This is a genomic window from Kluyvera intermedia (assembly GCF_021440345.1).
GTDB classification, from domain to species: domain Bacteria; phylum Pseudomonadota; class Gammaproteobacteria; order Enterobacterales; family Enterobacteriaceae; genus Kluyvera; species Kluyvera intermedia_A.
Window position 1 is genome coordinate 29,338 of record NZ_JAKCNS010000015.1, and the last position, 24,623, is coordinate 53,960.

Annotated in this window: 25 protein-coding genes; 16 read left to right on the forward strand and 9 right to left on the reverse strand. The window is 55.2% G+C overall.

Going from position 1 to position 24,623, the window contains the following annotated elements:
* Positions 1–39: 39 nt before the first annotated feature.
* The 12 genes from LZ634_RS04675 to trpS all read left to right on the forward strand — a co-directional run bounded on the left by LZ634_RS04675 (position 40) and on the right by trpS (position 10,094).
* The gene (locus LZ634_RS04675) at positions 40–825 is read left to right on the forward strand and encodes a pilus assembly protein (RefSeq protein WP_234502667.1); all 786 of its coding nucleotides are present in this window, start codon (positions 40–42) and stop codon (positions 823–825) included.
* A complete protein-coding gene (locus LZ634_RS04680) occupies positions 825–1,364 on the forward strand; it encodes a PilN domain-containing protein (RefSeq protein ID WP_234502668.1) in 540 nt (179 codons plus the stop codon). Before LZ634_RS04675 ends, LZ634_RS04680 begins: the two co-directional genes overlap by 1 nt.
* A complete protein-coding gene (locus tag LZ634_RS04685) occupies positions 1,348–1,815 on the forward strand; it encodes a hypothetical protein (protein ID WP_234502669.1) in 468 nt (155 codons plus the stop codon). The genes LZ634_RS04680 and LZ634_RS04685 overlap by 17 nt, the downstream gene beginning before the upstream one ends.
* Positions 1,802–2,200, forward strand: a complete 399-nt coding sequence (locus LZ634_RS04690; RefSeq protein WP_234502670.1) for a HofP DNA utilization family protein — start codon at positions 1,802–1,804, stop codon at positions 2,198–2,200. The genes LZ634_RS04685 and LZ634_RS04690 overlap by 14 nt, the downstream gene beginning before the upstream one ends.
* Positions 2,121–3,353 carry a DNA uptake porin HofQ gene (hofQ, locus tag LZ634_RS04695; RefSeq protein ID WP_234502671.1) on the forward strand — a complete coding sequence of 411 codons (1,233 nt, stop codon included), beginning with the start codon at positions 2,121–2,123 and terminating at the stop codon, positions 3,351–3,353. The genes LZ634_RS04690 and hofQ overlap by 80 nt, the downstream gene beginning before the upstream one ends.
* A 279-nt stretch (positions 3,354–3,632) precedes the next feature.
* Positions 3,633–4,154, forward strand: coding sequence for a shikimate kinase AroK (aroK, locus tag LZ634_RS04700; protein WP_035892101.1), 522 nt, complete (start codon positions 3,633–3,635; stop codon positions 4,152–4,154).
* Positions 4,155–4,212: 58 nt separating this feature from the next.
* Positions 4,213–5,307, forward strand: coding sequence for a 3-dehydroquinate synthase (aroB, locus tag LZ634_RS04705; protein WP_234502673.1), 1,095 nt, complete (start codon positions 4,213–4,215; stop codon positions 5,305–5,307).
* A gap of 83 nt (positions 5,308–5,390) precedes the next feature.
* Positions 5,391–6,674 carry a cell division protein DamX gene (damX, locus tag LZ634_RS04710; protein WP_234502674.1) on the forward strand — a complete coding sequence of 428 codons (1,284 nt, stop codon included), beginning with the start codon at positions 5,391–5,393 and terminating at the stop codon, positions 6,672–6,674.
* Positions 6,675–6,798: 124 nt separating this feature from the next.
* Complete coding sequence (gene dam, locus LZ634_RS04715) at positions 6,799–7,632, forward strand: adenine-specific DNA-methyltransferase (RefSeq protein WP_234502675.1); 834 nt, start codon at positions 6,799–6,801, stop codon at positions 7,630–7,632.
* 33 nt (positions 7,633–7,665) lie between these two features.
* The gene (gene rpe / locus LZ634_RS04720) at positions 7,666–8,343 is read left to right on the forward strand and encodes a ribulose-phosphate 3-epimerase (protein ID WP_234502677.1); all 678 of its coding nucleotides are present in this window, start codon (positions 7,666–7,668) and stop codon (positions 8,341–8,343) included.
* Positions 8,336–9,097 (forward strand): phosphoglycolate phosphatase, encoded by a 762-nt coding sequence (gene gph, locus LZ634_RS04725; protein ID WP_234502679.1) that lies wholly within the window; start codon positions 8,336–8,338, stop codon positions 9,095–9,097. The genes rpe and gph overlap by 8 nt, the downstream gene beginning before the upstream one ends.
* Positions 9,090–10,094 carry a tryptophan--tRNA ligase gene (gene trpS / locus LZ634_RS04730; RefSeq protein WP_061282523.1) on the forward strand — a complete coding sequence of 335 codons (1,005 nt, stop codon included), beginning with the start codon at positions 9,090–9,092 and terminating at the stop codon, positions 10,092–10,094. Before gph ends, trpS begins: the two co-directional genes overlap by 8 nt.
* A 77-nt stretch (positions 10,095–10,171) precedes the next feature.
* On the opposite strand, the gene cysG is transcribed toward trpS, so the two are convergent.
* From cysG to tsgA, 4 genes are all read right to left on the reverse strand, one after another.
* Positions 10,172–11,545: a siroheme synthase CysG gene (gene cysG, locus LZ634_RS04735; protein ID WP_234502681.1), complete on the reverse strand. Its 1,374-nt coding sequence runs from the start codon at positions 11,543–11,545 to the stop codon at positions 10,172–10,174.
* A gap of 148 nt (positions 11,546–11,693) precedes the next feature.
* Positions 11,694–12,020 (reverse strand): nitrite reductase small subunit NirD, encoded by a 327-nt coding sequence (gene nirD / locus LZ634_RS04740; protein ID WP_234502682.1) that lies wholly within the window; start codon positions 12,018–12,020, stop codon positions 11,694–11,696.
* Positions 12,017–14,560 carry a nitrite reductase large subunit NirB gene (nirB, locus tag LZ634_RS04745; protein WP_234502683.1) on the reverse strand — a complete coding sequence of 848 codons (2,544 nt, stop codon included), beginning with the start codon at positions 14,558–14,560 and terminating at the stop codon, positions 12,017–12,019. The genes nirD and nirB overlap by 4 nt, the downstream gene beginning before the upstream one ends.
* 260 nt (positions 14,561–14,820) lie before the next feature.
* Complete coding sequence (gene tsgA, locus LZ634_RS04750) at positions 14,821–16,002, reverse strand: MFS transporter TsgA (protein WP_234502684.1); 1,182 nt, start codon at positions 16,000–16,002, stop codon at positions 14,821–14,823.
* Between the two features lie 277 nt (positions 16,003–16,279).
* Between tsgA and ppiA the strand changes: the two genes are divergently transcribed.
* The 3 genes from ppiA (at position 16,280) to argD (ending at position 18,812) form a co-directional block, all read left to right on the forward strand.
* On the forward strand, positions 16,280–16,852 hold the full coding sequence (ppiA, locus tag LZ634_RS04755) for a peptidylprolyl isomerase A (RefSeq protein ID WP_061282513.1): 573 nt from the start codon (positions 16,280–16,282) through the stop codon (positions 16,850–16,852).
* 94 nt (positions 16,853–16,946) lie between these two features.
* Positions 16,947–17,510, forward strand: coding sequence for an aminodeoxychorismate synthase component 2 (pabA, locus tag LZ634_RS04760; protein WP_234502685.1), 564 nt, complete (start codon positions 16,947–16,949; stop codon positions 17,508–17,510).
* Positions 17,511–17,594: 84 nt separating this feature from the next.
* On the forward strand, positions 17,595–18,812 hold the full coding sequence (gene argD, locus LZ634_RS04765) for a bifunctional acetylornithine/succinyldiaminopimelate transaminase (protein ID WP_234502686.1): 1,218 nt from the start codon (positions 17,595–17,597) through the stop codon (positions 18,810–18,812).
* Here the strand turns inward: argD and LZ634_RS04770 are convergent.
* Positions 18,805–20,880, reverse strand: coding sequence for a YccS/YhfK family putative transporter (locus tag LZ634_RS04770; protein ID WP_234502687.1), 2,076 nt, complete (start codon positions 20,878–20,880; stop codon positions 18,805–18,807). The genes argD and LZ634_RS04770 overlap by 8 nt on opposite strands.
* Before the next feature lie 54 nt (positions 20,881–20,934).
* Complete coding sequence (crp, locus tag LZ634_RS04775; protein WP_039332728.1) at positions 20,935–21,567, reverse strand: cAMP-activated global transcriptional regulator CRP; 633 nt, start codon at positions 21,565–21,567, stop codon at positions 20,935–20,937.
* A gap of 303 nt (positions 21,568–21,870) precedes the next feature.
* Here crp and LZ634_RS04780 point away from each other — a divergent pair, with 303 nt between their 5' ends.
* Positions 21,871–22,275 carry an OsmC family protein gene (locus tag LZ634_RS04780; RefSeq protein WP_052282806.1) on the forward strand — a complete coding sequence of 135 codons (405 nt, stop codon included), beginning with the start codon at positions 21,871–21,873 and terminating at the stop codon, positions 22,273–22,275.
* A gap of 11 nt (positions 22,276–22,286) precedes the next feature.
* Here LZ634_RS04780 and LZ634_RS04785 read toward each other — a convergent pair whose 3' ends face one another.
* The 3 genes from LZ634_RS04785 to LZ634_RS04795 are packed head-to-tail and all read right to left on the reverse strand — an operon-like array spanning position 22,287 to position 24,444.
* On the reverse strand, positions 22,287–23,150 hold the full coding sequence (locus tag LZ634_RS04785; RefSeq protein ID WP_234502688.1) for a phosphoribulokinase: 864 nt from the start codon (positions 23,148–23,150) through the stop codon (positions 22,287–22,289).
* A gap of 56 nt (positions 23,151–23,206) precedes the next feature.
* Positions 23,207–23,425: a YheU family protein gene (locus LZ634_RS04790; RefSeq protein ID WP_234502689.1), complete on the reverse strand. Its 219-nt coding sequence runs from the start codon at positions 23,423–23,425 to the stop codon at positions 23,207–23,209.
* The gene (locus LZ634_RS04795; RefSeq protein WP_234502691.1) at positions 23,422–24,444 is read right to left on the reverse strand and encodes a hydrolase; all 1,023 of its coding nucleotides are present in this window, start codon (positions 24,442–24,444) and stop codon (positions 23,422–23,424) included. Before LZ634_RS04795 ends, LZ634_RS04790 begins: the two co-directional genes overlap by 4 nt.
* Positions 24,445–24,623: the final 179 nt, after the last annotated feature.

The window sequence follows — 24,623 nt, forward strand, 5'->3', positions numbered from 1 at the left end:
TAGCCGTCATTATCATGGCAGCGTAAGGATAATCGTGAAATGGCTTTCAAATATTGGCAAGTGGGTATTCATCTCCAGCAAGAGAATGTCTTCATCGTTGCACTTCAGCATAGTCGAAATAGATGGTCGCTGAAGCGCTGGTGGCAACTGCCGCTGCCGCCAACCACCTCTTCACAGCAGGCGGATGACGCGCTGCTGGCGGTCCTCTCTGCCTGGCGGCGCGAACTGCCCTGGCAGCACGCGGTTAGCATCGCGTTTCCCGCCCATCGAACATTGCAGAAAACCCTGCCGCGTGCGGCGATGACGCTGCGGGAAAGCGAACAGTCTGCATGGATTGCCAGCGCAATGTCACAGCAACTGGAGATGCCAACCGCCTCGTTCTGCTTTGATTACCATTCGGCGGATGAGCAAGGGCACTGGAACGTAACTGCCGCCCAGCAGCAGGATGTTTTACGTCTTCAGCGGCTGGCGAAGATTCTACGTCTCCAGATTGTGGCTATCACTCCGGATGCCTGTGCGTTGCAGGCATTTCTGCCGTATCTGGAGGCGGGTGACGCGGTATTGGTCTGGCGCGACCAGGCGCAGTGGCTATGGGCCAGCCGGGAAGGTTGGGGAGCTGAGCCACAGGACCACGCCGTATCACCGCTGTCGCTCGGCGAACGGCTGGGCGTTGAGCCACAACGGCTGGTGCACTGTATGGCGCAATCTGCCGATAGCCGCGGTTTCGACCCTTGGGAGGTCGTTGCCCAGAAACAGCCGCCACTTCCCGCCTGTGGCGATGATTTCGCGGTGGCCATTGCGCTGGCGATGAGGGTGTCATGGTGATGACGGCAAGCGTAAATTTTCTGCCCTGGCGGCGCACCCAATTTTACCGGGGCCTGTGGATCTGGGGGCTACGGGTTTGCAGTAGCTGGCTGGTGTGTGGCTGCCTGACGTTTTACGCCATCCTGAACTGGCAGGTGGAGCAGCGAATGAGCGAGCTTCACGTATCGGCTGAGCGACAAATTCGCCAGCAGATATCGCGGTGGGAGCAACGGCTTAGCGTGGACGCGCAGCAAAGAGCGCAGGCTCAAAAACGTCGGGCCGCCAGGGAAGCGACTCAGGCCTGGTCATCGCGGCTTGCGTCGCTAGCGGAACATCTTCCGCCGCAGGCCTGGCTTAATGAATTGACCTATCAACGTGGCGCGCTGTCAATTTCGGGAGTGCTGACACCGTTTTCCGCATTGACGAAGGTGGACCGCCAGCTTCAGAGCATTTCAGGTTTTTTACCCGGTAAAGCCGGAAAGATTCAGCGCAATAGCGAGGGGTATTGGCAGTTCCAATATCAGCTACCGGAGGAGGCGTCGTATGCAGCTCCCAGATAGTTGGTTGAGGATTTCATCGACGACGCTCATCGCTGGAGGAGCATGCCTTGCCATTCTGCTCGGCGTTTATGCCGCTTATGTGGTTGGGCATCAGGCATATCAGCGGGTGTCAAAAAGTCACCAGTCATGGCAAACCGGACGGGTACACAACGCGGAGGGCTGGCGTCGGATGATGCAAATAAAGGCCGCCGCGCAGCGCGAAACAGAGCAGGGCGATGTACCGCTGATTCCATTCTCTCCGGTTGATTTGCAGCGTGAGGGCGTCCGGCTGGTGAGCTGGGTGCCTTCAGCTGTAGGAGGGGAAATGTCGCTGGAAGCCGACTGGCAGCAAATCCCCGCTACGTTTTCAATGCTGGCCGAGCGCGGTATGCAGGTTATCGCCTTCTCCCTGAGCCCCGGAAACGGTGCGCTGAACTTCAGCCTCCAGTTGGTACGCGATGATGAACCCTAGCCGACGGTGGCTTTTATGCCTCATCGTCCCGCTGATTTGCGGTATGCGCGATCCCTTCGCACCGGTTGTCGACGTGTGTCAGACGGCGCAATTTCCCCTGTGGCACTACCGGGGCGTAACGCAATCAGCGGAGCGGTTGATTGGCATCGTGCAAAACGGTGAAGGCAAATGGCAGCGTATTGAGCAGGGAAAGCGGCTCAATACGGGTTGGCGGGTCAGTGAAATAACGTATGACAACCTGACCGTCGATGCTGGAGAAGGCTGCGAGCCACGATATGGACAATGGAAAAGACAAGGAGATCGTAATGATAAAAAGGATAAGTCTACTGATGTTACTGGCCGTGTCGCCGTTGAGTCCGGCGAAAAACGTCACGCTGGTGGTTGACGATGTACCGGTAGCACAGGTGCTTCAGAGCCTGGCGGATCTGGAACAGAAAAACCTGGTGATAGCCCCGGACGTTCAGGGCGTTGTCTCGCTGCAGTTGCGTAATCTCCCCTGGAAGCAGGCATTACAAACGGTAATCGCCAGCGCAGGGCTGGTGCAGAGCCAGGAGAACGGTGTTTTGTATGTACACGCGAAAGGTTGGCGTGAAGAGGAGAGGGCGCGGTCCGAGGCGGAGAAAGAGCGGCGTCAGTCAGCGTTGCCGCTTAGCAATAGCAGCGTCGTACTGAACTATGCCGATGCCGATGAGTTGGCGAAGTCCGGAATTAAACTTCTCGGCAAACGGGGAAGCCTGACCGTGGATAAGCGGACTAACCGGCTGCTCGTGCGCGATGACGGTGAGCATCTTGCAGCCTTTACCGCATGGGCTCACGAGATGGATATTCCTGTCGGTCAGGTGGAGTTGGCGGCGCATATTGTGACGATTAATGAGACGAGCCTGCGGGAGTTGGGGATCAAATGGAGTCTTGCGGATGCCGAAGGAACCACGGGCGTGGGAAAAATAACCACGTTAAGCAGCAATCTCTCGGTCGCCGATGCCACCACGCGTGTCGGTTTTAACATTGGCCGTATTAACGGAAGGCTGCTGGAGCTTGAGCTTTCCGCTCTGGAGCAAAAGCAGAAGGTCGATATTATCGCCAGCCCACGGCTGCTGGCATCGCATTTGCAGCCGGCAAGCATCAAACAGGGTAGTGAAATCCCTTATCAGGTATCGAGTGGCGAAAGCGGCGCCACCTCGGTGGAGTTTAAAGAAGCGGTGCTGGGGATGGAGGTCACGCCGACGGTTTTGCAAAACAACCGTGTGCGCCTGAAGCTGCGGATCAGTGAAAATATGCCGGGGCAGGTGCTGCAACAAGCCGATGGCGAAATTATGACTATTGATAAGCAGGAAATTGAAACACAGGTCGAAGTGGTCAGCGGCGAGACGTTGGCGCTGGGCGGAGTCTTCTCACAGAAGCATAAAAATGCCAGCGATAGCATTCCGTTGCTGGGTGATATCCCTCTGTTAGGCCATCTTTTTCGCCACGACGGCAAAGATAATGAACGACGTGAATTGGTGGTGTTTATTACCCCGCGTATTATTTCTGCACAATAGCAGCCGATAAACAGGACTATTTAGGGGGGAAGGAGTGCCCCGGGTTTGACGTGGGCCCCGATTTAGCATACAAGGAGTACCGATTTGAGTGTCACTGATACCATCTCGTCTCATACAGTCTGCTGATTTAATCTGTTGCCAAACCAGTCGTAGTATTGAGATAATTTTCAGTCTGACTCTCGCTCTATTGCATAAGAGGTTTCAGTTCATGTCCTGCGACGCGCGATCGACTGCGGCGCGGATTTATCATTAACGAATAGTCTTAGTAGTACCAAAAAAATGGCAGAGAAACGCAATATCTTTCTGGTTGGGCCCATGGGTGCCGGCAAAAGCACTATTGGGCGCCAGCTGGCTCAACAGCTCAATATGGAATTTTACGATTCTGATCAAGAGATTGAGAAACGAACAGGCGCTGACGTGGGCTGGGTCTTCGATGTCGAAGGCGAAGAAGGTTTCCGTGACCGCGAAGAAAAAATCATCAATGAGTTAACGGAAAAGCAGGGCATCGTTCTGGCAACAGGCGGCGGCTCTGTAAAATCACGTGAAACGCGCAATCGTCTCTCCGCTCGTGGTGTCGTCGTTTATCTGGAAACGACCATTGAAAAACAGCTAGCACGTACTCAGCGTGATAAAAAACGCCCGCTGCTGCAGGTTGAAACACCGCCACGCGAGGTGCTCGAAGCGCTGGCTGATGAACGTAATCCGCTGTATGAAGAGATTGCTGACGTCACCATTCGCACCGACGATCAGAGCGCAAAAGTTGTCGCCAACCAGATTATCCATATGCTGGAAAGCAACTAATACTGGCCCGCAAGGTAGAACGCCAGCGAATATAAGTCACTAAGGTGGACGTCGCGTTATGGAGAGGCTTACTGTAACTCTCGGGGAACGTAGTTACCCGATAACCATCGCGGCTGGTTTGTTTAACGAGCCAGCTTCCTTCTTACCGCTCAAGTCTGGCGATCAGGTTATGCTGGTCACCAACGAAACGCTGGCACCTCTCTATCTGGACCAGGTTCGTTCCGTGCTGGAGCAGATTGGCGTGAAAGTTGATAGCGTCATTCTGCCGGACGGCGAACAGTATAAAAGTCTGTCGGTCATGGATACCGTTTTTAGCGCGCTTTTGCAAAAACCGCACGGTCGTGACACCACCCTCGTCGCATTAGGCGGCGGTGTGATTGGCGACTTAACCGGTTTTGCTGCGGCGAGCTATCAGCGCGGCGTACGCTTTATCCAGGTACCTACCACCTTGCTGTCGCAGGTGGATTCTTCGGTTGGCGGCAAAACCGCGGTCAACCATCCTCTCGGTAAAAATATGATCGGTGCATTCTGGCAGCCAGCGTCCGTCGTGGTTGACCTTAATTGCCTGAAAACATTGCCGAAACGTGAGTTATCATCCGGCCTTGCTGAAGTGATTAAATACGGCATCATCCTTGATGCACCGTTCTTCGACTGGCTGGAAGAGAATATCGACGCGCTGATGGCGCTCGATGAAAAAGCGATGGCGTACTGTATTCGCCGTTGCTGTGAGCTGAAAGCCGATGTTGTCGCTGCCGACGAGCGCGAAACAGGGTTACGTGCTTTACTCAATCTTGGACATACGTTCGGTCATGCGATCGAAGCTGAGATGGGTTACGGTAATTGGCTGCACGGTGAAGCGGTTGCTGCCGGTATGGTGATGGCGGCGCATGCCTCCGAACGTCTGGGGCAATTTGCTGCCAAAGACACGCAGCGCATTATTACTCTGCTGAAGCGTGCGGGTCTGCCGATTGCCGGGCCTCAGGAAATGTCAGCAGAAGCCTATCTGCCTCATATGATGCGAGATAAAAAAGTCCTGGCGGGCGAGATGCGGTTAGTGTTGCCGCTGGCCATCGGGAAGAGTGAGGTACGCGGTGGCGTATCCCACGATGTGGTTCTTGGCGCTATCGCTGATACTCAGCGGGCGCAAATATAAGAAAGGTCTAGCCGCGTTTTGCGGTGTTTTAACTTCAGGCGATGTGCAAAAGTCGTAGCATAAGCCTTTTAGCGGGGTGTGAAATGGATGAATTTAAACCAGAAGACGAGCTGAAACCCGATCCCAGCGATCGTCGTACTGGTCGCTCTCGTCAGTCTTCCGATCGTGACAGCGAGCCACAGATCAATTTTGATGATGTGGAACTCGATGCCGACGAGCGTCGTCCGTCCCGTAGCCGCAAAGCACGTGAAGAAGCTGAGCCGGAAGACGAATACGATGAATCTGATGATGAAGATAGCGCAGATGAAGCGGTAGAGCGTCGCCCGCGTAAACGTAAAAATGCTGCACCGCATAAACCGGCCTCCCGTCAGTACATTATGATGGGTCTGGGTATTGTCGTGCTGCTGGTGCTGATTGTTGGCATCGGTTCGGCATTGAAAGCACCTTCATCGTCCAGCGATCAAAGCGCATCAACTGAAAAGAGCGTCTCTCTTTCCGGTGATAGTGCCTCGCAAACTGCTGCAACGACTACGCCATCTGCTCAGGAAACTAACCCGCAGCAGGATGTTTCTCTGCCGCCAATTTCCTCCACGCCGACCCAGGGCCAGGAAGCGACTGCGCCAGATGGTCAACAGCGTGTCGAAGTGCAGGGCGACCTGAACAATGCGCTGACCCAACAGCAGGGCCAGATTGATAACGCCGTGGTGAACTCTACGCTGCCGACTGAACCTGCTACCGTTGCGCCAATTCGTAACGGCGCGCGTCCAGCGGTAACTGCTCCGGAAACCCCACGTCAGACCACGGCAGCTACGCCGCGTCCTGAACGTAAACATGCGGTTATCGAAGCGAAGCCTCAGCCAGTGGCCACGGTGAAAACGTCGACCACGCCTGCGCAAAGCAAACCTGTTGTCGAAGCGAAGCCGGTGACTACCGCACCTAAGGCGACGGCAACGACCACCACACCGGTGAAAGCGCCAGCAACGACGACTGAAACGGCTAAACCAGCAGCGACCACCGCACCAGCGGCAACCGCAACTGCTGCCACTACGGCACCTGCCGCAGCGGCAACCGGTAAATCTGCGGGTGACGTTAACGCGCTGAAGTCCGCTTCGGGTTCCCATTACACCCTGCAGCTCAGCTCCTCTTCTAACTACGACAACCTGAACGGTTGGGCGAAGAAAGAGAATCTGAAAAACTATGTAGTGTATGAAACGTCCCGTAACGGCCAGCCGTGGTATGTGCTGGTGAGCGGTATTTATGCGTCTAAGGATGATGCAAAAAATGCTGTAACCACGCTGCCTGCCGATGTTCAGGCGAAGAACCCGTGGGCGAAACCGCTGCGTCAGGTTCAGACCGACCTGAAATAAGCGTCGTTTCAATATCGACACCGTTCCTTCGTGTGGCCCTTACGGCGCATGAAGGAACGAAGAAGCGCAGGATGCTGTCGGAGCCTTTCTCCACAGCCGGAGAAAGTGTAATTAGTCAGGCCGCATGAAAAAAAATCGCGCTTTTCTTAAATGGGCGGGGGGCAAGTACCCTCTACTCGACGATATAAGACATCATCTGCCGACTGGCGATTGTCTGGTTGAACCCTTCGTTGGTGCTGGATCGGTATTCTTGAATACCGATTTTTCGCGTTATATTCTGGCTGATATCAACAGCGACCTTATCGAGCTCTACAAAATCGTTAAAACACGTGCCGATGAGTACATTGCGCAGGCGCAGGCTCTGTTTGTGCCCGAAACCAACGATGCTGAATGCTACTACCAACTGCGCGAAGAGTTTAACCGTAGCACCGATCTGTTCCGTCGTGCGGTGCTGTTTTTATACCTCAACCGTCATGGCTACAACGGCCTGTGCCGCTATAACCTGCGCGGTGAGTTTAATGTCCCGTTTGGGCGTTATAAAAAACCTTACTTCCCGGAAGCCGAACTGCGTCACTTTGCCGAGAAAGCCCAGAATGCGGAGTTTTACTGCGAATCTTATGAAGAGTGCATGAAGCGAGCTGGGAAGGATGCGGTCGTTTATTGCGATCCACCGTATGCGCCGCTGTCGGCGACGGCGAATTTTACCGCCTATCACACCAACAGCTTCAGCCTCGAGCAGCAAGAAATTCTGGCAAAGAAGGCTGAGGAACTGATGGCAAAGCGGATCCCGGTGTTGATTTCCAATCACCGAACGCCGCTGACGCTGGACTGGTACAAAAACGCGACGGATACCCATACCGTAAAAGTTCGACGCAGCATCAGCCGCAACGGCGGCACGCGTAAAAAGGTGGAAGAGCTGCTTGCGCTCTACCGGCCACCTGGCAAAAAACAACGTTAATAGCCTAATGGGATAGGCTTTGAGGAGATGCGGATGAAACAGTACCTTATTGCCCCTTCAATTTTGTCGGCTGATTTTGCCCGTTTGGGGGAGGACACTGCCCGTGTGCTGGCCGCCGGGGCAGATGTGGTTCATTTCGATGTTATGGATAACCATTACGTGCCGAACCTGACCATCGGACCGATGGTGCTCAAATCACTGCGTAATTACGGCATCACCGCACCTATTGACGTGCATCTGATGGTGAAACCCGTTGACCGAATCGTTCCGGACTTTGCCGCCGCAGGCGCCAGTATCATCACCTTCCACCCGGAAGCTTCCGAACACATTGACCGTACTTTGCAGCTTATCAAAGAGAATGGCTGTAAGGCGGGCCTGGTGTTTAACCCAGCAACCCCACTGAGCTATCTCGACTACGTGATGGATAAGCTGGACGTGATTTTGCTGATGTCGGTAAACCCAGGCTTTGGCGGCCAGTCTTTCATTCCTCACACCCTGGAAAAACTGCGTGAAGTGCGTCGCCGTATTGATGAATCCGGCTATGACATTCGCCTGGAAGTGGACGGTGGCGTGAAGGTGAACAACATTAGCGAAATCGCTGCGGCCGGTGCCGACATGTTTGTCGCCGGTTCGGCGATTTTTGACCAACCAGACTACAAAAAAGTCATTGATGAAATGCGCAGTGAACTGGCAAAGGTAAGTCATGGATAAATTACAGACCATTCGCGGCGTCGCGTTTGACCTCGACGGCACGCTGGTGGACAGCGCGCCGGGATTAGCTGCGGCGGTAGACAGCGCGCTGTACGCGCTCGAACTGCCGGTTGCTGGCGAAGAGCGAGTTATCACCTGGATCGGCAACGGTGCCGATGTGCTGATGGAGCGGGCGCTGAACTGGGCTCGCCAGGAGCGTGCAACGCTGCGCGCCTCGCAGGGCAAACCTTCCGTCGATAGCCACGATATCCCGCAGGATGAGCAGCTTCGTGTGCTGCGTCGCCTGTTCGACCGCTACTATGCGGAGTTTGCCGAAGAGGGCAGTTTCCTGTTCCCGCAGGTTGAGCAAACTCTGGCAGCGTTGCATGACAGCGGCCTGCCGCTGGCGCTCGTCACCAATAAGCCGACGCCGTTTGTGGCACCGATTCTGGAAACGCTGGGTATCGCCAGCTATTTCACGGTGGTGATTGGCGGCGACGACGTACAGAACAAAAAGCCGCATCCAGAGCCGCTGCTGAAAGTGGCGGAGAAGCTGGGGCTGGCGGCGGAAGCGCTACTGTTTGTTGGCGATTCCCGTAACGATATTCAGGCTGCCAAAGCGGCAGGTTGCCCATCCGTCGGCCTGACCTACGGCTATAACTATGGTGAAGCCATCGCGCACAGCGAACCGGATGTTATCTTCGACCATTTCAATGAACTTTTGCCCGCTCTCGGGCTGCCTAATCTTGAACCTCAGGAATCAGAACATGACTAAGCCCATCGTATTTAGCGGCGCACAGCCGTCAGGTGAACTGACCATCGGTAACTACATGGGTGCGCTGCGTCAGTGGGTTAACATGCAGGATGACTACCACTGCATCTACTGTATCGTTGACCAGCACGCCATTACCGTTCGTCAGGACCCTCAGGCGCTGCGTAAAGCGACTCTCGACACCCTGGCGTTGTATCTGGCCTGCGGTATCGACCCGGAAAAGAGCACCATCTTCGTGCAGTCCCATGTGCCAGAGCACGCACAGCTGGGCTGGGCGCTGAACTGCTACACCTATTTCGGTGAACTGAGCCGCATGACCCAGTTCAAAGATAAATCTGCGCGCTACGCAGAAAACATCAACGCCGGTCTGTTTGACTATCCGGTACTGATGGCCGCCGATATCCTGCTGTATCAGACTAACCAGGTTCCGGTAGGTGAAGACCAGAAACAGCACCTGGAGCTGAGCCGCGATATCGCCCAGCGCTTCAACGCGATTTATGGCGATGTGTTCAAAGTGCCTGAGCCGTTTATTCCTAAGTCCGGTGCGCGCGTGATGTCGCTGCTGGAGCCGACCAAGAAGATGTCCAAGTCGGATGACAATCGCAATAACGTGATTGGTCTGCTGGAAGATCCGAAATCGGTGGTCAAGAAGATCAAACGTGCCATGACCGACGGCGATGAGCCGCCAGTCGTGCGCTACGACGTGCAGAACAAAGCGGGCGTTTCTAACCTGCTGGACATCCTCTCCGGCGTGACCGGCCAGAGTATTTCTGAGCTTGAGCAGCACTTTGAAGGGAAAATGTACGGTCACCTGAAGGGTGAAGTGGCCGAAGCGGTTTCCGGCATGCTGACTGAGTTGCAGGAACGCTATCACCGTTACCGTAACGACGAAGCTTTCCTGCAGAAGGTGATGAAAGACGGAGCGGATAAAGCCAGCGCACGTGCGGCGCAGACGCTGAAAGCGGTATACGAAGCGATTGGCTTTGTGGCCAAGCCATAAGCCGATTGCCTAATCTGGCCTTGCTGACCAGATTAGCAGTGAATAAAAAAACCGGGATTATCCCGGTTTTTTTGTCTCTAGTGGTTAGAGAACCAGTTCAGTTTGTCGCGAAGTCCCACCACGCGGCCGACGATAATCAGCGCTGGGCTGGCCATTTGCTGTGCCAGTTCGCCCAGTTGTGTCAGTTGGCCGTCAATCACGCGCTGGGTAATCGCGGTGCCGTTCTCGACGATAGCCACCGGCATATCGGCCTGCATACCGTGCTCAATCAGCTTCTGCTGGATGGTGGTGGCCTGATTAAGCCCCATGTAAAACACCAGCGTCTGTTTCTCGGCGGCCAGGTTTTCCCAATCCAGCTCGCCGCCGGTCTTCAGATGCCCGGTAACCAGGCGTACGCTCTGTGCATAGTCACGATGGGTTAGCGGAATACCGGAATAGGCGGAGCAGCCAGAGGCGGCGGTAATACCCGGGACGACCGAGAAGGGAATGCCGGCTTCGCACAGCGTTTCCAGCTCTTCACCGCCGCGCCCGAAGATGAACGGGTCGCCGCCTTTCAGGCGCACAACGCGTTTACCCTGCTGCGCTTCACGCAGCAAAATCTGGTTGATTTCATCCTGAGGCACGCAGTGGTAGCCCGCGCGTTTGCCGACAAAAATACGGTCGGCATCGCGGCGCACCAGATCCATAATATCGTCGGAAACCAGACGGTCGTAGACCACTACGTCCGCCTGTTGAATTTGCTGTAGGCCTTTCAGCGTGAGTAGACCGGCATCGCCTGGGCCCGCGCCGACCAGTACCACTTCGCCACGATGATCCAGCGGCGTATTGAGCAGATGGTCGGTGGTTTCTGCGATAGCCTGCTTATCCTGATTCGCCAGCGATTGCGCCAGGCGGTCATTCATAAACAGCTTTTCCCAAAAACGGCGGCGCTCACCCATGGTGGCAAACTGCTGCTTCACGCGTGCGCGCAGCTGTCCGGCGTAGAGCGCAACCTGACCCAGATGCTGCGGCAGCACGGCTTCGAGCTTCTCACGCAGCAGGCGTGCCAGTACCGGCGAGGTTCCGCCGGAAGAGACGGCCACCATCAGCGGCGAGCGGTCGATAATCGAGGGCATAATAAAGCTGGCGGCCTTCGGCGCATCGACCACGTTACAGAAGATGCGGCGAGCTTCTGCTTCATCGCTTACCTGCTGATTGACGGTATCGTCGTCGGTGGCGGCAATGGCCAGCCAGCAGGTATCCAGCAGCGAGGGCTGAAAATCACCGGTTGCTAGCGTAAGCATTCCCGCGTCGGCCCATACGTGAAACTGCGGGACATAATCCCGGGCATTTACCGTCAGACGCGCGCCCGCGTCGAGCAGCAAGCGTGCTTTACGTTCAGCAACATCACCGCCGCCGACCAGCAAGCAGTCGCGATTGCGCAGTTGGCAAAAGATGGGTAAATGATCCACGGGGCAACCTCACGGAATTAGCAAAGGAAATACACGAGATGATTAATGTGGGTAAGGATAACAGCAGACATCGTATGGGATACACGATTTTTCCTGCTGTTACCCCTTTAAGGTCATAAGTTTTAGCTATTACTTATGCTTAAAACGCTCAAGCTTTTAGCTGTACCTGACCGTCTTTAACGCGGGCGTCATAATGGGTGACGGAGTGGCTTTCGTCTTCCATACACAGCCCATCACGCAGGCGGAAGCGCTGTTTTTTCAACGGGCTGGCAACCCACAGCTCACCCTGATGTTCAGCAATCAGACCGCGTGAGAGCACGCTCGACTCGAAGAACGGGTCGATGTTGCTGATGGCGAAAACCTGGTCGTCGGCATACGGACGGAACACGGCGACCTGTTTGTCGCCCAGCAAAGCACAAACGCCCGTTGCTGGCAGGATTGCGTCAATCTTGCAGATATTTACCCACTGGCTCATGCGTTTTCCTCCACCAGAGTGACCGGGATGCGTTCGTAAGGCGTAGCCGGACGGTGCTGTGCACGCTCGGCAACCACCTGCACGTTCGGGTCACGCTGTTCGCTGTTGATAAAGTGTTTGAAACGAACCTGAGCGGCCGGATCGTTCACCGTTTCGGTCCATTCACAGGCAAACACGGCGCGCAGACGGGCGATCTCTTCTTCCAGATGCTGGTTGAGGCCCAGTTTGTCGTCGATGATCACGGAACGCAGGTAGTCGATACCGCCTTCCATGTTGTCCAGCCACGGTGCGGTACGCGTCAGTTTGTCGGCAGTACGGATGTAGAACATCATGAAGCGGTCGAGGTATTTGACCAGCGTATCGCGGTCGAGGTCAGCTGCCAGCAGATCCGCATGACGCGGTTTCATGCCACCGTTACCGCAGACGTACAGGTTCCAGCCTTTCTCGGTGGCGATAATGCCCACGTCCTTGCCCTGGGCTTCCGCACATTCGCGGGTACAGCCGGAGACGCCAAACTTCATCTTATGCGGGGTACGAATGCCCTTGTAGCGGTTTTCCAGCTCGACGCCGAAGCCTACGCTGTCGCCCACGCCATAACGGCACCAGGTGCTGCCTACGCATGTTTTGGCCATACGCAGCGCTTTGGCATAGGCATGACCGGTTTCGAAGCCCGCTTCAATCAGCTGACGCCAGATTTCCGGCAGGTCATCTTTCTGCGCGCCGAACAGGCCGATACGCTGAGAACCGGTGATTTTGGTGTACAGGTTAAACTCGCGGGCGATCTGACCAACAGCCACCAGCCCTTCCGGGGTGATTTCACCGCCTGCGGAACGTGGGATCACGGAGTAGGTACCGTCTTTCTGGATATTAGCCAGGAAGTTGTCGTTGGTATCCTGCAGCGGCGTGTGCTGTGGTTTGAGGATGAACTCATTCCAGCAGGAAGCTAGCAGGGAACCGACGGTAGGCTTACAGACTTCACAGCCGTAGCCTTTGCCGTATTTCGCCAGCAGTTCATCAAAGGTTTTGATGCCTTCGACGCGAATCAGGTGGTAAAGCTCCTGACGGGTAAAGGCGAAGTGTTCGCACAGGCTGTGGTTAACTTCGATGCCCTGTTTCGCCAGTTCGGCATTCAGTACCTGAGTTACCAGCGGAATACAGCCGCCGCAGCCGGTGCCGGCTTTGGTTTCGGCTTTCAGCGCCGCGACGGTATGGCAACCTTTGTTGATAGCCGCAATCAGTGCGCCTTTGGTCACATCGAAGCAGGAGCAGATCTGCGCGCTGTCCGGCAGCTTGTCGACGCCGATAGACGGTTTACCGCCGCTGGCATGCGCCGGCAGAATCAGCGAATCCGGATTTTCCGGCAGTTCAATGGCGTTCAGCGCCAGCTGCAGCAGGTTGCCGAAGTCGCTGGTGTCGCCGACCAGTACCGCACCGAGCAGCGTTTTGTTATCTGGGCTGACGATCAGGCGTTTGTAGACCTCTTTGTTTTCATCGAGGTAAACGTAGCTGCGTGCGCCTGGCGTACGGCCATGCGCATCGCCAATCCCACCGACGTCAACGCCCAGCAGTTTCAGCTTGGCGCTCATGTCCGCACCCTGGAAGCTGTTTTCGCTGCCGAGGATATGGTCAACGGCAACCTGCGCCATTTTGTAGCCCGGCGCAACCAGGCCGTACACGCGGTTTTTCCAGCTGGCGCATTCGCCGATGGCGTAGATATCCGGATCGGAGGTCTGGCAGCTGTCGTTAATCATGATGCCGCCGCGTTGGGCGACCTCGAGACCGCACTGGGTCGCCAGTTTGTCGCGTGGGCGGATACCGGTGGAGAAGACGATAAAGTCAACTTCCAGCTGGCTGCCGTCGGCAAAGCGCATGGTTTTACGCGCGTTCTCGCCTTCCTGCACGATCTCTTTGGTGTTCTTGTTGGTGTGAACTTTCACGCCCATGCTTTCGATTTTGCGCTTCAGCTGCTCGCCGCCCATCTGATCAAGCTGCTCTGCCATCAGCATAGGGGCAAATTCGATAACGTGGGTTTCGACGCCGAGGTTTTTCAGCGCACCGGCGGCTTCAAGGCCCAGCAGGCCGCCGCCGACTACCGCGCCGCGTTTGCTACGGCGCGCGCAGTTTTCAATGGCGTTCAGATCTTCAATCGTACGATAGACGAAGCAATCCTGAGTTTCAGAGCCTTTGATTGGCGGGATCCATGGGTAAGAACCGGTGGCCATAATCAGCTTGTCATAAAAGACGGTACGGCCTGCGCTGGAGTGAATCACCTTCTCTTTGCGGTTGATGGTGATAGCGCGTTCGCCGACCAGAACCTTCACACCGTGCTTCTCATAGAAGCCTTCGCGTACCAGCGACAGCTCTTCTGCCGTGTGGTGAGAGAAGTAAGACGAGAGGTGGACGCGGTCGTAGGCGATGCGGGGTTCTTCACAGAAGACGGTAATATCGAACTGGCTGGCGTCGGCTTTATCGAGAATATCCTCAATAAAACGGTGGCCGACCATGCCATTACCGATAATTGCGAGTCTGACTTTGCTCATTTTTGCCTCGATTTCTATTCTAATACTGCCTACCTTAACGATTCAGCTATTGCGATTATTGATTCAAATCAATTTAGCCTTTACCTACTCCTTAATGAGTAGGGTGATGATTTTTAAGTGATTTTGTAAGTTGCGGAAAATACTCAACTTTATTCTATGTTTGTTTTTTGTACAAAATGCGTAAATAAACGGCAGGGGCGGGAACGGTGCGAGGGATAAATCGAGGCGCCCCTTTTCTTAGCGAAAAGGGGCGGGGCGGATTAGTGAGAGGCTGTCGTCGCGTGCTGGCGATGACGGCTCACGAAGCCGAGGACAATACACATCACGAAGACCACGGCGTACAGCGCGTTAGCGGTGGTCAGCGCTGCTAGCGGGCCACTGCTGGCCACAATTGGGCCGGTCACAACGAAGGTCAGCATGGTGCCGATGGTGCCGCAGGTCAGGACAAAGTTAACCAGTTTTGGGGAGGCAACTTTGGTCTGCAGGGAACCCAGCGTAATGATGGAGGTGTAGATGGCGCTGGAGAAGAAGCCCAGGGTCAGAATAAACCACGCCAGATGCTGCGGCTCGCCGTGGTTGAACAGATACATCATCACGGTCGCAATGCCTGCCAGCACCGTCAGGATACGCTGCAGGTCGAAGAAACGCAGGATGAAGCTGAAGGCCCACATGCCGAACATGTATGACATCCAGAAATCGCTCACCAGCTTACCGGCGTCGTTCAGGCTCATGCCCAGACCTTTGGCATATTCCGGTACCCAGGAGATGAAGCCCAGTTGGCCGAGGATGTAGCACAGCGCAGCGATGGACAGGAACAGTACACCGATGCCCCATTTTTCTTTCGCCACCGGCTGGTCTTCCTGCTGTGCTTTTTTGCCCAGAACCGGGAAGTCACAGCCAAAGGTCAGGATAAAGATCGCCACGTAAACCAGGCCAATGCAGGCATAAACCCAATACCACTCAATGCTGCGCGCCAGGAGAACGGCGGCGACCATCGGGAAGATCATCCCGGCCATGCTGAAGAAGGAGTCGGTAAACAGCAGACGTGCGCCGCGCTGACGACCTTCATACATGTGGGTGATAAGGAAAGTACCGATGGACATGGTGATACCGCTGACCAGACCCAGAACGAACATGGCGGCAGAGAACAGCGCCAGGCTGTGAGTGGTCATCAGGCCCGCAACGGCGAGAACCATCAGCACAAAACCAAAACGCAGCTGCGTTTTCAGCGGCACGATTTCCATCAGCCAGGCATTGAGGAAGATGGAGATCAGGATCCCGGCGTTCAGGAAGGTGAAGGTGTTACTCATGCTGGAAACGGGCAGATTAAAGTAATCGGCAATATTTCCCATCACCATCCCGGTGACGATCACCAACGCGCCGGTAAGGGCGTAGGAGAAGAAGCTGATCCATGTGAGCTTGATACGGTTGCTGTTAGTCATGACTGGCCTGTGAATAGTTGTGTAAAGCGCATTGACTCTGCGCTGAGCGTGCAGATTTTATTCACTGAAGTGATGTATTCATAGTTTTATTACGCAAACGATGGCGTATTACATGATTCAATGTGATCGAGATCACAAAAATCAATTCACCATTTCTTACCCTGATCATTATAAGCGTTACATCCGCGTAAACTTTGGTAAAGCACTGGCCTGAGGGGCTAAGCCTCTTTAGAATCAAGCCACTTGCTTCTCTACTGCACTCGTTAAAGGAATTCTCATGCTCAAATCAACTCTGGCGGCCGTGGCGGCTGTTTTCGCTCTCTCCACTATGGCGCCCGCTGCATTAGCTGCGACCAATAATCCGCACGTGCTGCTGACCACCTCGGCTGGCAACATCGAGCTGCAGCTGGATAGCCAGAAAGCGCCAGTATCGGTTGAAAACTTCCTGAAATACGTCAACAGTGGTTTTTATAACAACACCACCTTCCACCGCGTGATCCCGGGCTTTATGGTTCAGGGCGGCGGCTTTAACGAGCAGATGCAGCAGAAGCAGCCGAACCCACCGATTAAAAACGAAGCCGACAACGGCCTGCGTAACACCCGTGGCACTATCGCCATGGCGCGTACTGCTGATAAAGATAGCGCAACCAGCCAGTTCTTCATCAACGTCGCGGATAACGCCTTCCTGGATCACGGCCAGCGTGACTTTGGCTATGCCGTATTCGGTAAAGTGGTGAAAGGCATGGACGTGGCGGATAAGATTTCCCAGGTACCGAGCCACAACGTTGGGCCGTACCAGAATGTGCCGTCTAAGCCTATCGTCATCCTGTCTGCCAAAGTACTGCCGTAAAGGATATGGGCGGCATCGGCATGAGGCTGCCGCCCTTATCGCTAAAGCAGTAAGCACCCGGTAGAATGGCGGCAGATAAACGACCGGAGCCGCCATGATCCTGCTGATTGATAACTACGATTCTTTTACCTGGAACCTCTACCAGTACTTCTGTGAACTCGGGGCCAGCGTAACGGTCAGGCGTAATGACGACATTACCCTTGATGAAATCGCTCAGTTGGCGCCGGACAAAATCGTTATCTCCCCCGGTCCCTGCACGCCGGATGAAGCCGGTATCTCCCTCGATGTGATTCGCCACTATGCCGGTAAAGTACCGCTGCTCGGCGTCTGCTTAGGCCACCAGGCTATCGCTCAGGCATTTGGCGCGCGCATTGTCCGCGCGGCAAAAGTGATGCATGGCAAAACCTCACCGATTACCCATCAGCAGCAGGGCGTGTTTCGCGGCCTGAATAACCCGCTGACCGTCACTCGCTATCACTCACTACTCATTGACCCGGATACCCTTGCCGACTGCTTTGAAGTCACCGCGCGCAGCGAAGCGGGTGAAATCATGGGGATCCGCCATCGTGAATGGGATCTGGAAGGCGTGCAGTTCCACCCAGAGAGCATTCTCAGTGAACAGGGGCATGAGCTGCTGGCTAACTTTCTCAACCGATAGTAGTTGCTATGATGTGATTTTTTATGCATATTTTGTGGATATAATTTCACAATCATTGCTGCATCGTTTGAAGAAGGGCATGACATGGTAACCAAACAACCTGCAATCACCCGCGCGACCTTCGATCAGGTCATTTTGCCAATCTATGCACCGGCGGAATTTATTCCGGTGAAGGGCAAAGGCAGCCGCGTGTGGGATCAGCAAGGCAAAGAGTACGTCGATTTTGCGGGCGGTATTGCGGTGACGGCGCTGGGCCACTGTCACCCGGCGCTGGTTGAGGCGCTGAAAAGCCAGGGTGAAACGCTGTGGCACACCAGCAACGTGTTTACCAACGAGCCTGCGCTGCGCCTGGGCCAGAAGCTGGTGGATGCCACCTTCGCCGAGCGCGTGGTGTTTATGAACTCAGGCACCGAAGCGAACGAAACCGCGTTTAAGCTGGCGCGTTATTACGCTTCTACCCGTCATAGCCCATACAAAACCAAGATTATTGCCTTCCACAATGCTTTCCACGGTCGCTCGCTGTTTACCGTCTCCGTGGGCGGTCAGCCGAAATATTCCGACGGCTTTGGTCCAAAACCGGCCGATATTATCCACGTTCCGTTTAACGATCTGCATGCGGTCGAAGCGGTGATGGACGATCACACTTGCGCCATCGTGGTGGAGCCGATTCAGGGCGAAGGCGGCGTGCTGGCGGCAACGCCGGAATTCTTACAGGGCCTGCGCGCGCTGTGCGATAAGCATCAGGCGCTGCTGGTATTTGATGAAGTGCAAAGCGGGATGGGCCGTACCGGTTCACTGTTTGCCTATATGCACTACGGCGTGACGCCGGACATTCTGACCAGCGCCAAAGCGCTGGGCGGCGGTTTCCCGGTGAGCGCGATGCTAACGACCGAGGACATCGCCAGGGCCTTCCACGTCGGCTCCCACGGTTCAACCTACGGCGGTAACCCGCTGGCCTGCGCCGTTGCTGGTGCCGCGTTCGACATCATCAACACCCCGGAAGTGCTAAACGGCGTCAACGCGAAGCGCGAACGCTTTGTGCAGCACCTACAGCAGATTAATGCGAAGTACGATATCTTCAGTGATGTACGCGGTATGGGCCTGCTGATTGGCGCTGAGCTGAATGCGAAGTACAAAGGTCGGGCGCGTGATTTCCTGTACGCAGCAGCAGACGTTGGTGTAATGGTACTGAATGCTGGCCCGGACGTAATGCGTTTTGCGCCATCGCTGGTGGTGGAAGAAGTGGATATCGATGAAGGCATGCAACGTTTCTCGCAGGCCGTGGCGAAGCTCGTTAGCTAGTTCGCCGTTTTAACCAGCCGCCTTGCCGTGGTCTCTGCCGCCAGGCCACCGAAGAGATGGTGTGCATGGTGTTCAGATGCCCCAGAATACGCTGGAGATGCTGTTCCATGGTGCTCAACGGCCCATGGGACAGTGCGTCCGGCGACTCCATAATGTTGACCTCACCGCTGCTTCCCGCTTCATCGTATTCCAGACGCTGCTGACAGCGCTGGAGCGCAATTTCACTTGACTCCAGATACTGCTGCGCCAGATTAGGCGTCAGCATCTCATGCTCGCGCGCCAGCGTGGTCATGGCGTTGATATGTTCGACGATAAACTGACTGTGAGTCACCCACAGCTTCATATCTTCCAGATAGCGCGAGTTAAAGCCCGGTTCCTGCATCGCCTGATTGAGCGTGTTAAACAGCGTGTTATGCGCCTGGTTTACGCGCATACGCAGATACGCCAGTTTAGGTGCCTGTGGATCGGGGCTTAAAATCAGGCGGATAGCTTCCTGATCGGCCTCCAGCGCGGCCTGGGCGTTCTGCCGTAGCTGGCCACTTTGCCACTGGGGCCACAGCCAGAGCATGCCGCCGAAGGCAATCAGGCAGCCGATGATGGTGTCGATAAAGCGGGCAACGATAAATTGTTCACCGTTGAGCGTCAGAATTTGCAGCGTGTATACCGCGGTGACGGTGAACCCGACGGTAGCCCAGCCGTAGTTGCGGCGGATAATCAGATAGCTGCCAAGCGTGATAAGCAGCATCCCGGAGAGCGCCAGCCCCTGCGGCGTATGGAAGTGCAGGGCGAAGGCGGCAATCACCAGGCCTGCCAGGGTTCCCGCCGCTCGGTGGAAGATACGCACCCGAGTTGCGCCATAGCCGTTTTGTGTCACCAGCAGCACCGTCATCAGGATCCAATACGGTTTGGGTAAATGCAGCGCCGTCCCCATCAGGCTGGCAATACTCAGCATCACGCTCAGCCGCGCGGCATTGCGCAGGGCCGGGGATTTCAGCGACAGATAGCTTTTCAGCGCCGGGAACAGCGGTAGACGCCGCTCTTTGTCAGCCATCAGATTGCGTGGATAGAGCGGACGCTGGCTGCGTAGCACTTTGGCAATGCGGCTGAAGTGCCAGGCGCAGAACTGCCCAACCGGGTTATCGGGATGCTGATGGGCAATTTTTTCCAGCGCGCCAATCTGTTTTTCCATCGTGAAGCGGCTGGGATAGCGATGGTAGAGAATATCGTCCGCCAGTACGCGCAGGCGGGCGGCGACGGTCTGGGCATTCCAGCGGATCACGGCTTCGGCGTGGCTACGCTCAACCAGTTTTTGCACCTCTTCCGGCTGATGCAGGCTGACGGAAATGTGTTCCTGTAAATCCAGCCCAACCTGAAACGCGCGCAGCAGGCGCTTGTAATCGTTGTGCTGATTGGCCGCCAGCATATGCAGCTGCTGATAGCACTGGGAGATTAAATCCACCACCTTCTGCTGACGGTTTAACAGCGGGGGCAGCGCGGTGCCGGGGTCGGTATGCTGGGTCAGCAGGCTGTATTTGGCTTCGCAGTAGTCGGCAAGTTGACGATAGAGCAGGCTTAGCGATTCTCGCAGCGGCTGTTCCCGCCACATCCAGAACCACCACCAGTTGAATAAACCGAACCACAGCGTACCCAGAGCGTAGAGCAGCAACGGCTGCCAGATAGGCATATTGCCGGCGAGGCTGAGGGTAAAAATAGAGGCAATAAGCGATGCCGGCAGCAGACGCCCGTGCAGGGCGCTGATCTCCGCCGTCACGCCAAGAATGAGAGCTAGCCCGGTGAGTATCAGCGGCAGCGGGATTTCGTGTTCCAGCAAAAGCTGGACGGCCAGGCTACAACCGGCAAACAGGCAGCCGCCGATGGTCAGGCGCTTGAAGAAACGCTTATGTGGGGTATCAAGACCGGCAATATTGCAGCAGGCGGGAACCAGTGAAAACAGGAGGCCTTGCTGAAGGTGGCCGAGAATCAGGCCGATGGCAACCGGCAAACATAACACCAGCGTTTGCCGCAGTGCATAGTTGACTTCCGGATGGTAAATCAGCCTGCGCCACATAGGGGGATAAGTAAAAACGGCATATTGCTGAGACAATATGCCGTTTTAGCGGGATCAGCGGGTACCGTAAACGACAATGGTCTTGCCGTGTGCGGAGATCAGGTTTTGATCTTCCAGCATTTTCAGAATACGGCCCACGGTTTCGCGGGAACAACCGACGATCTGACCGATTTCCTGACGGGTAATCTTGATCTGCATACCGTCTGGGTGGGTCATGGCGTCCGGCTGTTTGGCCAGATTCAGCAGAGTCTGAGCGATACGCCCGGTCACGTCCAGGAATGCCAGGTTACCCACTTTTTCAGAAGTAATCTGCAGACGACGTGCCATTTGCGAAGACAGGCGCATCAGGATGTCTGGGTTAACCTGAATCAACTGACGGAATTTTTTATAAGAGATTTCAGCAACTTCACAAGCGGTTTTTGCTCTTACCCATGCGCTGCGTTCCTGGCCTTCTTCAAACAGGCCTAACTCACCGATGAAATCGCCCTGGTTGAGGTAAGAGAGGATCATCTCTTTGCCTTCTTCATCCTTGATGAGTACAGCCACTGAGCCTTTTACGATGTAATACAGCGTCTCTGCCTTTTCACCCTGGTGAATCAGCGTGCTCTTCGATGGGTACTTATGAATATGGCAATGAGACAAGAACCATTCGAGAGTCGGGTCTGTTTGCGGTTTGCCAAGCACCATGCGCGGTTATCCTCTGTTATAAGCTCTTCCCAGCGGCAAAACCTTGCAGCCACTGGTTGCAATAGTATCCTTCCCGTTACCTGGGAAGTCGGCTGTCGAATAGCGCCGCAGCCTGTAATGTGATGTCCTCTGCATACATGCAGTACGTTTATGTATTACCGTAGCATCCCGACTGTTTTAGCATAGCTTTAGCCGCGTGTCTCCTGGTGTCTCGCTTCAGCATGACGGGGATCGCCTTCCGTTGCGAGAATTGTTATGTGCGCGTAATCTGAGAAGAAAATTGCAACCTGGGAGTTAAAAATTATGCAAGCACGTGTGAAATGGGTTGAGGGGTTAACCTTCCTCGGTGAGTCTGCTTCAGGACATCAAATTCTGATGGACGGCAATTCTGGTGATAAAGCGCCAAGCCCTATGGAAGTGGTGCTGATGGCTGCGGGTGGCTGTAGCGCCATTGACGTGGTTTCTATTTTGCAAAAAGGTCGCTACAACGTGACCGACTGTGAAGTGAAGCTGACTTCCGAACGTCGTGAAGAGGCACCGCGCCTGTTTACCCATATCAATCTGCACTTCATCGTGACCGGCAAAGAGCTCAAAGACGCGGCGGTGTCGCGTGCGGTCGATCTCTCTGCCGAGAAGTACTGCTCCGTGGCGCTAATGCTGGAGAAAGCGGTCAATATCACCCACTCTTACGAAGTTATCGAGGGGTAATCCCCTCGACGTTAATTTCGACCTTCCATCAGACGCTGCACCAGCGGCGTCATGATGAGTTCCATCGCCAGCACCATCTTCCCGCCAGGCACCACCAGCGTGTTCATATGTGAGATGAATGACCCCTGTAGCATGGCTAATAGCCATGGGTAATCGATCCCTTCCAGATTGCGGAAATGAATCACCACAAAACTCTCATCAAGCGACGGAATACTTTTCGCGGCGAATGGGTTTGAGGTGTCAACCGTGGGTACGCGCTGGAAGTTGATGTGGGTGCGAGAGAACTGTGGCGTAATGAAGTTGATGTAATCTTCCATTGAGCGCACGACGGAGTCCATCACCGCTTCGCGGGAATGACCGCGCTCGCTGGTGTCACGGATCATCTTCTGGATCCACTCGAGGTTAACGATAGGCACTACGCCCACCAGCAGATCCACGTGACGCGCGACGTCGTGCTGCGGCGTGACGACGCCGCCGTGCAGCCCTTCATAAAACAGCACGTCGGTCGGTTCCGGCAGCGGCTGCCACGGGGTAAATGTCCCCGGCACCTGATTCCACGGTACCGCTTCATCGTAAGTGTGCAGGTATTTGCGCGATTGCCCTTTACCGTTCACACCGTAGTCGCGAAAGGTTTGTTCCAGCAGGCCAAAATCATTGGCGTCCGGGCCGAAGTAGCTGATATGTCGGCCTAGGTCGCGGGCTTTACGAATCGCCATATCCATTTCAGGACGGGTATAACGGTGGAAGCTATCCCCTTCAATTTCTGCCGCTCGCAGATTGAGTTGAGCGAAGATTTTACGAAATGCCAGGCTGGTAGTGGTGGTTCCCGCTCCGCTGGAGCCGGTGACGGCGATAACTGGATGTTTGGCAGACATGCGAATAACTCCCTGAACAGGCTATCGGAAGCGGGGCGTGCTTCCGATAAGTATAGTTAACCGCGAAATTGGTTACGGGGCATGATGTTGACGGTCTCGTGAAGTTCGGACCACACCAGCACCGCTTCGCCTGTTTGTAGCTGCTGTTTTACGTCGGCGACCTTTTGCGCAAGTGAACGCTCATATTCACCATAATCAGTGCCTTCGCGCAAGACAAAGCTTTCAATCAATCTATCCAGCGTTTCCGGGTCGAGGTCCTGCCAGGGAATCATCATGCTTTCGTCCCAAGCCAGGTCATTAGCCAGGCGGGGATGCGTTTCTCCAGCCACATTTCCGGGTGGCGCAGGGTGCCGCCGATAAATCCGACGTGGCCGCCATGCTCGGTCAACTGGTACTCCACGTTATCCGGCAGCTCTCCCTGGGCGGGAATAGAGTGGTGATCCATAAACGGATCGTCTTTGGAATGGATGATAAGCGTCGGCTTGGTGATTTTGCTGAGCGTTGGCATCGCGCTGCACTGGCGGTAGTAGTCGATAGCATCGGCGAAGCCATGAATCTTCGACGTAATCGAGTCATCAAATTCACGGATCCGACGCATGCTCTTCAACTGGCGCAGGTCAACCGGCAGCGAGCCTGGATAGGCTTTGAGTTTACGTGCCGCATTGCCTTTGAGCAGGTTCAGCAAATAGCGCTGATAGACGCGCGAGAAGCCTTTATCCATATGGTAGCTACAGGCTTCGAGCATAAACGGCGCGGAGACAATGACCGCCGCATCAATAGGAACCTCGTCAGCTTCTTTTGCCAGCAGGCAGGCCAGCATATTGCCGCCGAGTGAATAACCGACTGCGGCGGTTGGCGCGGGGCCAAACTCACGCGCCAGCCAGCGTAAGAACCAGCTACCGTCTTCCGTTTCTCCGGAATGGTAAATGCGGTTCAGGCGATTAGGTTCACCGCTGCAGCCACGAAAATGCATCACCACGCCCAGCCAACCCTGCTGTTTTGCGGCATTAATCAGGCCGTGGGCGTAAGGGCTATGCAGGCTGCCTTCCAGACCATGAAACACCACCAGCCGCGGTTTATGCCGCGCGCCCTCGGGGTCTTCACTCCACGCTAAATCGACAAAATCGCCGTCCGGCAGTTCAAGGCGCTGCCAGCATGGCGTGAACTGCAGCTTGCGGCGGATAAGACGCGGCAGCATCGTCTGGAGATGACGATTGCTGACGCCGCGCATCGGCACAAAGTCCGCGCTGCTTGAGGTGTCGATGTTGAGGTCGTGGTGGGTTGTTTCAGTCATAACTCGCGATGTTCACTTAAAATCTGGCGCCTACTATACCGCCACTTTGCCGCCGTGTTTATGAAAATGAGGGATGGGTAGCCTTTTTTGTCCCTTCTGAATCTGATCCTAATCACAAATTGTTACTTCAATTATTACTCTCAGGCTAATGATTGGCGCCTACGCTTAATTGATGACTT

Bases quoted from the DNA above. Each gene is read 5' to 3' on its own strand.
- ppiA (WP_061282513.1), top strand. From the start codon at position 16,280: ATGCTCAAATCAACTCTGGCGGCCGTGGCGGCTGTTTTCGCTCTCTCC.
- argD (WP_234502686.1), top strand. From the start codon at position 17,595: ATGGTAACCAAACAACCTGCAATCACCCGCGCGACCTTCGATCAGGTC.
- damX (WP_234502674.1), top strand. From the start codon at position 5,391: ATGGATGAATTTAAACCAGAAGACGAGCTGAAACCCGATCCCAGCGAT.
- LZ634_RS04680 (WP_234502668.1), top strand. From the start codon at position 825: ATGACGGCAAGCGTAAATTTTCTGCCCTGGCGGCGCACCCAATTTTAC.
- crp (WP_039332728.1), bottom strand. From the start codon at position 21,567: ATGGTGCTTGGCAAACCGCAAACAGACCCGACTCTCGAATGGTTCTTG.
- tsgA (WP_234502684.1), bottom strand. From the start codon at position 16,002: ATGACTAACAGCAACCGTATCAAGCTCACATGGATCAGCTTCTTCTCC.
- aroB (WP_234502673.1), top strand. From the start codon at position 4,213: ATGGAGAGGCTTACTGTAACTCTCGGGGAACGTAGTTACCCGATAACC.
- LZ634_RS04690 (WP_234502670.1), top strand. From the start codon at position 1,802: ATGATGAACCCTAGCCGACGGTGGCTTTTATGCCTCATCGTCCCGCTG.
- aroK (WP_035892101.1), top strand. From the start codon at position 3,633: ATGGCAGAGAAACGCAATATCTTTCTGGTTGGGCCCATGGGTGCCGGC.
- LZ634_RS04770 (WP_234502687.1), bottom strand. From the start codon at position 20,880: ATGTGGCGCAGGCTGATTTACCATCCGGAAGTCAACTATGCACTGCGG.
- nirB (WP_234502683.1), bottom strand. From the start codon at position 14,560: ATGAGCAAAGTCAGACTCGCAATTATCGGTAATGGCATGGTCGGCCAC.
- LZ634_RS04790 (WP_234502689.1), bottom strand. From the start codon at position 23,425: ATGATGATTCCCTGGCAGGACCTCGACCCGGAAACGCTGGATAGATTG.
- gph (WP_234502679.1), top strand. From the start codon at position 8,336: ATGGATAAATTACAGACCATTCGCGGCGTCGCGTTTGACCTCGACGGC.
- dam (WP_234502675.1), top strand. From the start codon at position 6,799: ATGAAAAAAAATCGCGCTTTTCTTAAATGGGCGGGGGGCAAGTACCCT.
- LZ634_RS04795 (WP_234502691.1), bottom strand. From the start codon at position 24,444: ATGACTGAAACAACCCACCACGACCTCAACATCGACACCTCAAGCAGC.
- hofQ (WP_234502671.1), top strand. From the start codon at position 2,121: ATGATAAAAAGGATAAGTCTACTGATGTTACTGGCCGTGTCGCCGTTG.
- LZ634_RS04780 (WP_052282806.1), top strand. From the start codon at position 21,871: ATGCAAGCACGTGTGAAATGGGTTGAGGGGTTAACCTTCCTCGGTGAG.
- rpe (WP_234502677.1), top strand. From the start codon at position 7,666: ATGAAACAGTACCTTATTGCCCCTTCAATTTTGTCGGCTGATTTTGCC.
- nirD (WP_234502682.1), bottom strand. From the start codon at position 12,020: ATGAGCCAGTGGGTAAATATCTGCAAGATTGACGCAATCCTGCCAGCA.
- LZ634_RS04685 (WP_234502669.1), top strand. From the start codon at position 1,348: ATGCAGCTCCCAGATAGTTGGTTGAGGATTTCATCGACGACGCTCATC.
- LZ634_RS04675 (WP_234502667.1), top strand. From the start codon at position 40: ATGGCTTTCAAATATTGGCAAGTGGGTATTCATCTCCAGCAAGAGAAT.
- trpS (WP_061282523.1), top strand. From the start codon at position 9,090: ATGACTAAGCCCATCGTATTTAGCGGCGCACAGCCGTCAGGTGAACTG.
- pabA (WP_234502685.1), top strand. From the start codon at position 16,947: ATGATCCTGCTGATTGATAACTACGATTCTTTTACCTGGAACCTCTAC.
- LZ634_RS04785 (WP_234502688.1), bottom strand. From the start codon at position 23,150: ATGTCTGCCAAACATCCAGTTATCGCCGTCACCGGCTCCAGCGGAGCG.